The sequence below is a fragment of the Acutalibacter caecimuris genome (assembly GCF_034335085.1).
GTDB classification, from domain to species: domain Bacteria; phylum Bacillota; class Clostridia; order Oscillospirales; family Acutalibacteraceae; genus Acutalibacter; species Acutalibacter caecimuris.
In genome coordinates, this window is record NZ_JAWXXJ010000001.1 from 247,316 (window position 1) to 258,895 (window position 11,580).

The following is an 11,580-nucleotide window of genomic DNA, read 5'->3' on the forward strand; positions in this document are numbered from 1 at the left end:
GGGCGGTTCGACCTTCCCGCCCCGGAGTTGACGCCGGAGGAAGAAAAGCGGCCTTGCACAGGCATCGGGTCAAGAGCCGGGAACGCTATCAGAAGATCAAGGCCGGAGAACACGCTGTCGGTCAGCCGTTCAAGCTGGTCTGCAAATGCTGTGGGGAAGAATTTGAATCCACGCGGTCGAACACTCTGTTCTGCGGCCCGAACTGTCGGGCGAAATTTTACCGGCAGGAGGCGGCGGCAGGCAGGATGCGTGAATGTGTCTGCGGGAATTGCGGGAAAGTGTTCACCACCACCAGGAACGATGTAAAATACTGCTGTGAGGCTTGCCAAAGGAAAGCGCATAGCAAAATGCGGTATCGGCAGAAGCGGACCGAGGAGCAGGGAACAGAAACCGTATAAACACAGGATGGGGCGGGTCAGATATTTTTGGCCCGCCCTGTTCTATGGAAAGAAGGGAAAATCTATGTGGAACTGTGACTGGGAATATGAAAATCAGGAAACGCTGAAGCAATGGTATGAAGAAAAACTCGCCGGGATAAGACCAAATTCCGCTGTACGGAAAATCGTCTGCAAGGGCTGCGGGCGGGATTTCTACACATTGATTGAAACCAAGAAATATTGCTATTATGGTCTGTGCGAGAATCGAGGGTATCAGAAGGATTTGAAACAGCGGCGATTGGAAAAACGCCAGAATCGGGTCTGCAAGGGATGCGGAAAAACCTTCACCCCCAAGCGGTCGGATGCGGTCTACTGCTGCAATGCCTGCCGCCAGCGGGCGTATCGCCAGAGTGTTACAGATAAGGCAAGTGTCCAAATTGATCACTTGCCTCAATCGTAACGAAATCATGGAATAAGCCTCAAAATCGTTACGATTGCTGGTGGTGGTCAAATTGAACACCACCACTAACCGTAACGGAAATATGGAATATGCGCCGGACATGGGAATTGGCCTACTGTGTCCGGCCATTTTTTAAAAACCTGATTTGCAACACGATGCCGGAAATCAACAACGGCTGATTTTATTTGCGATGGGAGGAACCAAAACGCAATGAGTAAACGGACAGAAGAATTGAAAATCCGCATCTCGCCGGAGGACAAGGAGCGGATAAAACTCAAAATGGAGGACGCTGGCGTTCTGAATATGAGCGCCTATATCCGCAAGATGGCGCTGGACGGAATCTGCATCAGGTTGGACTTGAAGGATGTGCGCCAGCTTGTTTCCATGCTCCAGCGATGCACGAATAATCTGAACCAGTACGCAAAACGGGCGAACGAAACCGGGAGCATTTATGCGGCGGACATTGAAGATTTGCAGAACCGCCTGGACGAGATTTGGGAATTATCCAGACAGGCCCTTGCCAGTCTTGCCGCAATCCGATGATGGTGGTAAGAATTGGGATTGCCACTTTTCCACTTTGCAGGGGCACGCAGGCTCCGTCTTTTCCTGCGAAGCAGGAACAACAGCGTTCGGGAACCGAACGCGCAGCCAGCCCCGGCATCGGGGCTGTTCACGGGGTTTGGGGTACGACCCCAACAAGCAGAAACTGCGGTTTCCGGCAACGCCGGGAATCGCAGTTTCGAGTCTTTGTGGGAACAAAGACACTGCTTGCGAAGTAGCGCATACCCCATCAAATATGCCAACTCATATCAAAATGGCAAAAGCCGGTCTTGCAATTCAATTACATTTTTGTCAGCGAAGTCATAACTATTGTAAATAGACGCGATTATAATTTGGTGTTCAGTATAATCCTCCGCCAGGATAGCCATCATCTCATTCACATTTTCCTCGCTTACCTCACGCCCACTTGGTGAATCCAGAATAATTGGTAGACATACCCCCGTGTGATTTCGAATTAAAGCCACATACGATATTTTGAAAGCAAATACAACCTTATGGAATATTGCCCCAGACAACGACTTGAGGTCGTTTGTAAAAATATAATCATTTCGCGCACTCACATACTTTTCATCCAAGCCAAGGCGGGTAGCATATTGTGAAATAAGGCTATGCAACTCGGCAACAAGAGGATTATTTTGTTTTACGCTTGTAATTACCTGTTCCTCTAAGGTTTTCCGTTCTTTTTCCAGCTTAGCAATGATTCTCTGTGTAGCCAAAGCATCAATGTCGATTTTTGAGATTTCGCTATCAAATTGCTCTAAGCTACTTTTTACATTAAACAGCATCGAATCCCTATCTTGCTTGGCTCTTAGCTGATGTATTTTCCGATCAATAACCGCAAGTTGTTCACAAATAATCTTCTGCTTTGCAACAAGAAGGAGAGTCGTATCAGTATAGCCAACTAAAGTATCTTTATTAACCGGGATTTCAGCGCCATCCGGCGTCTTTACCCGAAGCCTAAAAGAAGTAATGTATTTTTCAAAACTGTTGTTTTTTCGAATTACGCTCTTTATGCGGCAGAGTTCTTCTTCGAGCGGTTTCCTCTCGCAGTAAAGCACTTCTAAAGCCGTGTCAATTTCATCAGCCGGAGAATCAGAATAGACCGTCTCTCCCAGTTTATTTATCTCAGCTTTATATTTGGCAACATCGAGCATATGCCGATACTTCCGAAGTTCTCGTTTGACTGTGGCAAGTCTTTGAGATAATTCATCATTTGATTTTTCGGACAACCCTCTAAGCAACGACTCAAGTGAAAAACGGATATTGCCAATAACCTTTCCGCGGTTTAACAGAGTCCATCCTTTTTCCTGGTCAACATAAAAAGCGCCAAGTAAATTTTCAACCACCTCAGAATTTTCAATACCAAAAATCAATGTGTGTATTTCAGTCTGTTCAGTAGGGAGGGAATATCCCTTTTCGGTTCTATCATGAGTGATTTCGATATAGTCACGATTTCTGGTTAAGACAAACTCACCTTCGTCTGAACCTATAACTGTAAGGATCGTCTCATAATCGGAAAAGCGAATGCCACGGGTATTGGGAATTGGATAGCCAAAGGCATACATAAGCATCCTTAACAGAGTGGTCTTACCAACGCTGTTCTTTCTGCTGAAAACAACATTTACTCCTGGGGTGAAAGTAAAAATCTTTTGATTATCACCTAAGAATGATTGCTGCATTGAATTGACCTGCAATGAAACTATTCTCATAATTTCACCTTGCCTTTTATCTCGGCGATTACCCTGCGATTTTTGAGAACATTTGAAATCGTAATTTGGATTACCATTTCTTCTGTGATAGCGTCTGCGCTTTTCAAATCGAAATCGCTTTTGTACTGTTCCCACCTTTCGGATACAAAACGGCTCATCCGCTCTTTTGATCTCAAAGCAGGGAAGAAATCATTAAAATCGCTGAGAACTTTTGAAACAAATTCAAATCGTTCGCTGTTGTTATTTATTACTGCCCTATACTTTTGAAGGATTTCCGTAACATCAGAAAAATCATAATCCTCTAATTCGGCATCTGTTTCACGAACTTCACATAGAATGGCAATAATAGGCCATATCATACTTCCTTTGTTATTGTGGAAGTCCTCTGGGATGCACTTACCCTAAAGGAGTTTTGCCACAATGACAGCATTTGACCTGTGGACACTTTACTGGCACCAAGGCCATTGAGAAATTCCATAGTCAACGATTGCAGCACTTTATATCGCTCGTCCTCGGATTCACCATGAAATTGCATCACACAAACTATCAACATAGATGTATCAATACTATATCCTTTTTTTGAGCAAATATCAGTTATTGACTTCTGGCAGCTTGTTGGTAACTCAGAAAACGGAACCATATTAAGGGGACTGCTAAATTTATGCATCGTCCGTATGTTGTTAAAGGGATTGGGTGAATTCGTCACAAAGACAAGTTGCTTAACATCGGTTATCTTAGAAGCCGCATTCAATGTCCGTAGACTGGCCTCCAAGTTTCTTTTCACATGGCTAAAATCATCAGGCTTCTCGACCGATTTTGCTTGTGCCATCAGAATCTTTCCATTTGAAAATGTAATTTCAACATCCTCTGTTTCGCCTTCAACCTTGACTTTAGAAGCACTTTCAATATTTTTAAGCATCAGCATAATTGCCGCATTACTCTGAAATTCCCAGCCAAAGGCGGAAGCAGTTGCATTTGATGATCTTGGCATTGGCACATCCACCTCCCTTGTCCCCAACTTCTCCTCTTGTTTCACCAGCTTAGTCGATGCCAGTATCAGCTTTTACATATATACCTTATTTCTTCTCAGCCGTTACCATTAGACACCGCAATTATTTCGTCAATCTTGAACATTAACATACTGGCGAAAATCATTCGCCGCATAGAATCATCTTTCTCAAGCTCAATATTCTCATGAGATTTGGGATTTCGCAACGCTGCCATAGCCCCGGCGAACAGGAAACGAGTACCCAAGTGGATGTCTTTTCCTGTTTGAGTAGTCCGATTTCCCGCCTCAAATACTGGGTCATTATCGGCAAAAACCTTGTTCATAAGCGCCTGCCCATCAGGAACATTTTCGGAATCTGGATACGCTGTGCGATACAGTTCCTTAAGGCGAGAATTTATTTCAATGAATGCATTGCAGGCGGCTTCGGCGTAACTTCCATCTCTATACAATTTTTCAGAAACTCGCTGAATATTAGGGTGTAGTAAACGGCACAGCCCCATACTATTTGCTTGGTTTGTAGCGAGTATTTGTCCTTTAACAAAGTCCACAGCTTCAATTGTCTGCCCGTATACAATCAGATTGATATAAAAGTGCTGATATGGCAGTTCAGTAAAAAGAGCATTTTTCAAATCGACGAGATGGTTACTGATGGGAGGATTTATCTCTGAAATCTGTTGAGCCACACTTGCAATTCCCTCGCGGATATCAAGGACAGTCTTGAAGGGGATAGGTTGGTTAGCATTGTAGCAAGACAGTGACTGCAATTGAATAGATAGCTCGTTCACCTTTGTACTGTTCATTTTTTCTCCATCGGCTTGATCATCATTTTGGGTATCAGCCAGTTTTTATTTTTTGCGAAGTTTAACTAATAATTGAATTCAATCCCAGTCACTACGGAATTAAAGTCACAGAAAGGTAGCGCCTCAAAGTAATCCGTCCGAAGTCCAATGTCAAGCACATACATGAAAGCTGCAAAATCGTAGATGACTGGCTCGCCTTTGTTTGCCATAATATTCTTTCGTATGCTCTCCGTCTTGGCAATAAGACAGGTATACTGATGCTGCTTATCAATGATTTGAGTATTTCCGTTCGGATGCGCTTTCTGCAAATGTTGTCCGCTGGTCAAAGCGATAAGATTCTCAATGTAATCAGCGATTTCTTCAAACTCATTCTGGGGAAAAATGTGATGCATATGAGTGGCCAGTTCCCCAACAGAAAAACGATCTAAAACCTCCGATATACCTTCACGATGGGCATCGTTAAACTTTCGGAGATATTTCATTGCTCTACTAATGCGGTACTGATACATCTGCTCTGTCTTTGGTTGCGGGTTGAAATCACCACGAGCGACATTCTTGTCCTTACCTACGGCATCATCTCTCCAGTTGGTCTGGTTATACATGATTTTGTCGTAAGTAATCATTGACCGGGAAAGACGTCCTTTTTCCACGCCCTTCTTGTGCAATTTACAGGCAAGAGGATTCAACACCTTGATAAAAATTCGGTTTGCCTCTATCGCTGTGTTGATTGGTGTGTATTTAATGCAAAAATCAGAAAACATGGTCTTAAGTTCCTGCAAGGATGCTTTTGTTTGCAATTCAAAAAAGGTTTCAAAGCCATCCAACAAGCCGCTATTCTTAAGCGTCCTTTCAATATAAAGGCAGAGGAACTCAAAAGAATTACGCTCACGGAGAGCAATGTACTCCAATACATCCATGTTCTCTACGCTGAACTGAATAGTATTACGTACCACACCATCCTCGCGCAAAACCCCTGCCGCTGCAAGCATCTTCATCGGCTGACGGAAGAATTTGTTGTACTCATCAAGTGTTGTCCTTATGGTCGGATCAGGTTTACCAAACAGGTGCTGTACATTTTTTATTGCGTATTTGGAATGCCAGATGTCCGGTGACTGGAACGGCTGCTTACCTCCGTTCTGAATGTAGTCCACGATGCAGTCTGCCACAAAGCAAACTGCATCCAAGGCGCACTTTTGGTCAATCCAGCGGCCGTTTCCAGTTTTACGGATGTCATAATCATGCTCATCCAGAAATTTCTGTAAAATATTACTTGTCATTCTCTTTTAACACCCCGTAAAAAAACACACTCGTCTTATCTACATTGATTGACTGTGTTGACAGGTTTCTCGCAATGCCGTAGAACCTTCTATATTCCTCTGTGGAGAAATACGCTCTCTGCCTCTTAGTAAGCCGCAACGGTTTCTTTGGAATTAGAACCGCAACCGATCCATCCGGGATAATTCCAGGATGATTCTCAATAACCCGTGGATTATAGGTCATGTTCGGTGTAAGATAAACGCTGCTATTATCCACATACTGATATGCAGAAAGAGTGACGGCTATTTCTTCTGGTAAATAAACATCATAGCCAGGAATATGAGTAATACCTTGTCCGTCATCATCAATATTTTTTGCTTTAATTACCCATAGGGAAGGGCCTACTCGCTCCGAACTTGTAATTGACTTCGTAATCTGCCTGTCCCGGAACACGGAGAATACATTAAAAATTAACTTGTCTGCTACTGCATCGAAATCCTCATCTCGATAAATTATAAAGTATGGAAATCTCTTATCTGTCAAGTAAGACTGCTCCCGAACAGATTTGCGATTGAACTTCATGCTGTAGACTGATGTTTCTTGTGGCTTCATCTTTGGGTATACGATAAGGCACATGGTTTCAATTGATACTCCTGTGAAACCGTAACGGCCGAAGTCAATGATGGTCTCAATTCGCATCTGCCGTAAAAGGTTCCTCGTATCCTCAAATTCTTCTGTACTTAGTAGGGTCTTATTCAGCACCAATGCAACGCAGTCACTGCAGCGGATACATTTTTCCAGAAACATCTCTGAGAGATTATTTGTAACATGATTTGCATTTGATGCAAGACTTAACTCGATTTCTGGCGTTCTTTCTTTCAGTTTGGAGAAGGGAGGATTCCCGACCGCCAGGTCATATCGGTGTATTGTACGGTAAGTGAGAAAATCCTGACATATCCGATTAATTGTAAAGTTCTGCGGTATGTCAAGTTTCTCCAGCATGATGTCAAAGGTTTCGATGCTATCTGGGTCAATATCGACCACATCTAAAATGACATGGGGGACATTTTCATATCGCCTAAAGAGGAAAGGAATGAAACTACCCGCACCCACAGACGGTTCCAATATCCGTATCTCATCCTTGCTAAATGTTGGTAAACTACCCATGATTTCAAGCACGATGAATTTGTTGGTGTAAAATGCGGCATTCTTCTCCCTGCGGGCGTTACAAAGTTCTGTAATCCGCATGAGTGATGCCACATCTAACTCCATAGGATTATCTCTTAAAAAAGTACGCAGATTTTCCCGGTTGTCCAAGTGATAATCCGCAATGATCCTGTTGATTTCGATAGACTCACACCTTTTCTGCGCCAGCTTGTTGCGAATAGCTGCGGCGAGTTGGCGCATGATTTCAGTTGGAACAGCCTCACCCAAGCATTGGCGAATGTTCATTTCATGGCTTTTATAGACATCCAGTTTTTCCTCATTTGAAAGCGCATTCAATTCTTCGAGGCTCATGTCCACCCATCGAAAATCATCTGGGATTGTCATCATTTCCATGAGTTCACGGATACTATAAACTCTGTCCTGCTCGGGGTGAATCGTATTCTGTGCCGCTAATTGGTCGTTGCGGGTATGTACACACTGAATGAAACGATCCCAAGGTTGTCTTGTGTATTTATCTCGGTTTTTCCTGATGTTTTCGACAATCTGGCCGTTGACTACTCTGTGTGGCCGCTTTTCAGGAGAATCGTTGTCAAATGCGGATTCACCCTCTTTTAAGTCGTGAATCCACTCCCGCATCTCAGACTTATATGTGCGGAACGCATGGTAAAAATCGTCAACGTAAATCTCTCCCCACTCAAGCCTTGGAAAATCATAAATTACTTCCCGTAACGTCTTTTCTGGCCTGAACTCTGGATAAAGATCATATGGAGTGATGTTATTCCGGTACGCCTTATCGACACCAATCATCAGTGTCCTCGTTCGAGAGGAATTTGAGCCATAATTCATAAAGTTCAAAATACGCCCAGAAATAACATAGTCTTTTCCAAGAACCTCTCTGACATACTCTCCGATTGGAACAGTCCGTTCATCTGGAGTAATGCAAAGTGTCTTTTGGAAAGCCATGACATTCTCAAAAATGAAAAATCTCGGATTAATCTGACGGATAATCTCAACAGACTCAACTACGAGGCTATTTCTATTTATTTCCTTGTCATTCTTTTTATGGTTAATGACGCTGATACCCTGGCAGGGCGGCGTAGCAATAATGACATCTACACGATCATTTCCTTTATGTTTCCATTTACGAATTTCAGAGTAAATTCGTTGTTTAATCACATCTGATGTAATATCACCAACAATATAGCCAGAATCATACTCGCATTTATGGTTGCAACGTTGTACTTGCATCCGCCGTTCAATGATTTCATTAGTAGCAATACAACGGTATCCTTCCATGTTGAAAACCGTGACAGCCAACACCAGCCGAACTAAACAGCGTCACATACGTCATACTCTTATCATTTAACATGAGGTTCCTCCGTAAATGCTATTTTTTATATTCTACAATATCTCCGAAATCCGCATCCAGGACCTCACATATTTTTTCAAGTACCATCATAGTTACTTCTTGATCTTTTCTCATCCGGGTAACCGTGTTCGGCGCGATGTCAGCAGCTCTACGCATTTCGGCAACGCTCATATTCTTATCTATCAACAACTTCCATAATCTGTTATATGAAATCGACATGACCGTCCTCCAACGCTAAAACTGCAACGGGTATTACTCGGTACATTATGAACTATAAATGGCCAGTAAAGATTATACCACGATTTTATGCTCATTACAACAGTTTTTCGCAATTTGTTGCGAATTTGCATTCGAGCAAACACGAGAAAGGTCACCCTGCTAATTTTGCATGGCGACCTTATGTTCAGTCCTCAGATGAAAGACAGGACTATAAAAATTGAAGTCTTGCTTTTTTCGGCGAAAATATCCTTGACAAATGCCGTCTTGGTTGCTTATGGAATTGCTCTCGCCTTGCAGCTCGTCCTCGTGGGATAATCTCGGATAAAGGGCGGTGATTTTTTGGGTGGTCTGTCTTAACATGGTTTCCTCCGTTTCCGACAGCCGGCCCCACTATTCCGTAGGTTTATTATATCATAGGGCGGGGCTGGCTGTACAGTCCTTTTTGCTACTTTACAGACAATAAAATCTTATAATTTATGTCATGGGTTATCGTTTATAAACAATGGTTATTTTTCCGCCCATATGGTATAATGTTTTTGAAAATCATATAGGACAGGAGAATTAAAAATGCGGAAAATTGTTTTATTTATCGCCATGAGCCTTGACGGATATATTGCAGATATAAACGGCAAGGTTGACTGGCTGGCTGGACAGGACAGTGATGTTGAAAATGCTGATAGTTATGAGGACTTTGTAAAAAGCGTTGATACGGTTATCATGGGCTGGACAACTTATCACCAGATTGTAACGGAATTGTCACCCGGACAATGGGTATATGATAACCTGCAAAGCTATGTAATCACGCATAGGAATTGTACCTCTAAAAGCAATGTAACCTTTGTTTCTGAAAATCCATGTACCCTCGTCAATGGATTAAGGCAAAAAGACGGCAAGGATATTTGGATATGTGGCGGGGCTGACATTGTTCATCAGCTTATGCAAAACAACCTGATTGATAAATATTATATTTCTATCATTCCGACGATTTTGGGAGATGGCATTCGTCTTTTTGATGTGACGGACAAAAAAATAGATTTACGTTTCATTTCATCAAAAAGCAGTAACGGCATAATAGAATTAGTGTATCAAAAACGATAAACCATTTTGCGGTCACGCTCCCCGGCATGACCGCTTTCCCATATCACAGCTTAGGCAGTAAAAATCGGCTTGTGTCCGGCTGCGCTTTCCGCTTCTAGCACTTTCATCATTTTGTCGGCGGCGGTGGCGGTAGTGCCTTGCTTGAAGTAGCCGGAAACCACAAGGACGGTGTTCCCCCGGCGTACTTCTGTCACGCAATCCGGGCGGCGGGCGGTAGTGGCGGTGCTTTTCTTGGGCGTGTCGGTCATAGGCAAATCTCCTTTCCGTTCAGCAGCTTTTTAAGGCGTTCCATTTTCTCCCGTGCTTTGGCTTTTCTGAAATTCTCCCCGGTAATGCGGACGGGGGTACACATTTCAATAAGGCGGTCATATATCCGGGCATGGGCGGTGTCCTCCGGGTTCTGCAATTCCTCCAGCGTCAAGTTTGTTGTCACGATTAAGGGCTTGCCGCTTCGGTATCGGCTGTCAATCACGTTGTAAACCTGTTCAAGCCCGTATTCCGTGCCACGCTCCATGCCGAAATCGTCAAGGATAAGCAGAGGGAAGCCGCAAAGGCGGGCTATGTATTCGTTCCTGTCCTTGTAGCTGGCGGCAAGGTCATTGAGTATCAAGGCAAAGTTTGTCATGCACACGGAAATCTCTTTCTTCATGAGGGCGTTGGCAATACACCCGGCAAAATAGCTTTTCCCTGTGCCTACCATGCCCCATAACAGATAGCCGATATTTGTGGTTTTCATTTCCTCCCAACACTCCACATAGGCATAGGCTTTGTGCATTTGGGGGCATTTGCCGTTGTCGTTTTCAAACGTCCATTCCCGCATAGCCGGGTCGGTGAAACCTGTCCGTTTCAGCCGTTCCACTTCCTCCCGGTGCTTGTATTCCCGGTGGCTGGCTTCCAGCGTTTCCCGGCGTTTTCGCTGGCAGTCACATTCTTTCGGGTGGCGGTCACGCCCGAAAAAGGTTTTGCCCTCCGGGAAGTAGGCTTCTTTGGGCTGGCGGCAGCTCCCGCAATATAAAAGCCCGTCCTCGCCTATGTAGTCCTCCGGCTCTGTTTCCTGTGCCGTGGCAAGCCGGAAAATGGCGTTATTGTAATCACACATAAAATCGTTCCTCCTTGTTCATGGTCTTTTACGCCCTGTTTACGGGGCGTTCTATCTCTGTTGTCAAAGGCTCTCGCCCTCTTTGTAGGAATAATCGGGGATTCCTTTCTTCCCCGTGCCTTTCCTGTCACGCCCCGCCCATATACGGATAGCGGCGGCATAGTTGATGTAGCTTTTCCCGTTGGCGGCTATATGCTGGCTTAATTCCTCAATGAACCGTTCCAGCCTGTCCGAGTATTCCTCTTTCAGTTCCGCATATTCGCTTTCAGAGAGGAAAGTATTTTTATATCTGCCAAATGGGGCGGGCGGTTTCTCACTCGCTCCTTTTAGATAGTATCTACACAAGGTGAGAGGATCGTGATAGAATGGAAACATCATAAAAAGGCAGGAGAGAAAAAGATGGAAACATCCTATCACAGACATGACATAAGCGATAACGTGTGGTCGTTGCTGGA

The 11,580-nt window shown here is 44.0% G+C and carries 14 protein-coding genes and 1 pseudogene; 4 read left to right on the forward strand and 11 right to left on the reverse strand.

Annotated features, from left to right (window positions below; translation table 11 throughout):
- Positions 1-53 precede the first annotated feature (53 nt).
- The 3 genes from U8U01_RS01295 to U8U01_RS01305 all read left to right on the forward strand — a co-directional run bounded on the left by U8U01_RS01295 (position 54) and on the right by U8U01_RS01305 (position 1,380).
- On the forward strand, positions 54-398 hold the full coding sequence (locus U8U01_RS01295) for a hypothetical protein (protein WP_322169243.1): 345 nt from the start codon (positions 54-56) through the stop codon (positions 396-398).
- Positions 399-462: 64 nt separating this feature from the next.
- Positions 463-837, forward strand: a complete 375-nt coding sequence (locus tag U8U01_RS01300; RefSeq protein WP_322169195.1) for a hypothetical protein — start codon at positions 463-465, stop codon at positions 835-837.
- Between the two features lie 210 nt (positions 838-1,047).
- Positions 1,048-1,380 carry a plasmid mobilization protein gene (locus tag U8U01_RS01305; RefSeq protein WP_322169198.1) on the forward strand — a complete coding sequence of 111 codons (333 nt, stop codon included), beginning with the start codon at positions 1,048-1,050 and terminating at the stop codon, positions 1,378-1,380.
- A gap of 266 nt (positions 1,381-1,646) precedes the next feature.
- On the opposite strand, the gene U8U01_RS01310 is transcribed toward U8U01_RS01305, so the two are convergent.
- The 8 genes and pseudogenes from U8U01_RS01310 to U8U01_RS17400 all read right to left on the reverse strand — a co-directional run.
- Positions 1,647-3,092, reverse strand: a complete 1,446-nt coding sequence (locus tag U8U01_RS01310) for an ATP-binding protein (RefSeq protein ID WP_322169200.1) — start codon at positions 3,090-3,092, stop codon at positions 1,647-1,649.
- A gap of 11 nt (positions 3,093-3,103) precedes the next feature.
- Entirely contained in the window at positions 3,104-3,466 is a 363-nt protein-coding gene (locus U8U01_RS01315) for a hypothetical protein (protein WP_322169203.1), read from the reverse strand.
- On the reverse strand, positions 3,463-4,143 hold the full coding sequence (locus U8U01_RS01320) for a hypothetical protein (protein ID WP_322169205.1): 681 nt from the start codon (positions 4,141-4,143) through the stop codon (positions 3,463-3,465). Before U8U01_RS01320 ends, U8U01_RS01315 begins: the two co-directional genes overlap by 4 nt.
- 50 nt (positions 4,144-4,193) lie before the next feature.
- A complete protein-coding gene (locus U8U01_RS01325; protein ID WP_322169208.1) occupies positions 4,194-4,916 on the reverse strand; it encodes a TIGR02391 family protein in 723 nt (240 codons plus the stop codon).
- Positions 4,917-4,981: 65 nt separating this feature from the next.
- Positions 4,982-6,193 (reverse strand): restriction endonuclease, encoded by a 1,212-nt coding sequence (locus tag U8U01_RS01330; protein WP_322169211.1) that lies wholly within the window; start codon positions 6,191-6,193, stop codon positions 4,982-4,984.
- On the reverse strand, positions 6,183-8,636 hold the full coding sequence (locus U8U01_RS01335) for a DNA cytosine methyltransferase (protein ID WP_367575585.1): 2,454 nt from the start codon (positions 8,634-8,636) through the stop codon (positions 6,183-6,185). Before U8U01_RS01335 ends, U8U01_RS01330 begins: the two co-directional genes overlap by 11 nt.
- A 91-nt stretch (positions 8,637-8,727) precedes the next feature.
- Complete coding sequence (locus tag U8U01_RS01340) at positions 8,728-8,928, reverse strand: helix-turn-helix domain-containing protein (protein ID WP_016315175.1); 201 nt, start codon at positions 8,926-8,928, stop codon at positions 8,728-8,730.
- A gap of 234 nt (positions 8,929-9,162) precedes the next feature.
- Positions 9,163-9,288, reverse strand: a pseudogene (locus tag U8U01_RS17400) (recombinase family protein); the annotation flags it as partial.
- A gap of 207 nt (positions 9,289-9,495) precedes the next feature.
- Here U8U01_RS17400 and U8U01_RS01345 point away from each other — a divergent pair.
- On the forward strand, positions 9,496-10,026 hold the full coding sequence (locus tag U8U01_RS01345) for a dihydrofolate reductase family protein (RefSeq protein WP_322169218.1): 531 nt from the start codon (positions 9,496-9,498) through the stop codon (positions 10,024-10,026).
- 50 nt (positions 10,027-10,076) lie between these two features.
- Here the strand turns inward: U8U01_RS01345 and U8U01_RS01350 are convergent, their stop codons facing one another.
- The 3 genes from U8U01_RS01350 to U8U01_RS01360 all read right to left on the reverse strand — a co-directional run bounded on the left by U8U01_RS01350 (position 10,077) and on the right by U8U01_RS01360 (position 11,470).
- Positions 10,077-10,274 carry a transposon-encoded TnpW family protein gene (locus U8U01_RS01350; protein ID WP_322169221.1) on the reverse strand — a complete coding sequence of 66 codons (198 nt, stop codon included), beginning with the start codon at positions 10,272-10,274 and terminating at the stop codon, positions 10,077-10,079.
- On the reverse strand, positions 10,271-11,125 hold the full coding sequence (locus U8U01_RS01355; RefSeq protein WP_322169224.1) for an ATP-binding protein: 855 nt from the start codon (positions 11,123-11,125) through the stop codon (positions 10,271-10,273). The genes U8U01_RS01350 and U8U01_RS01355 overlap by 4 nt, the downstream gene beginning before the upstream one ends.
- A gap of 63 nt (positions 11,126-11,188) precedes the next feature.
- The gene (locus tag U8U01_RS01360; protein WP_437124376.1) at positions 11,189-11,470 is read right to left on the reverse strand and encodes a hypothetical protein; all 282 of its coding nucleotides are present in this window, start codon (positions 11,468-11,470) and stop codon (positions 11,189-11,191) included.
- Positions 11,471-11,580 lie beyond the last annotated feature (110 nt).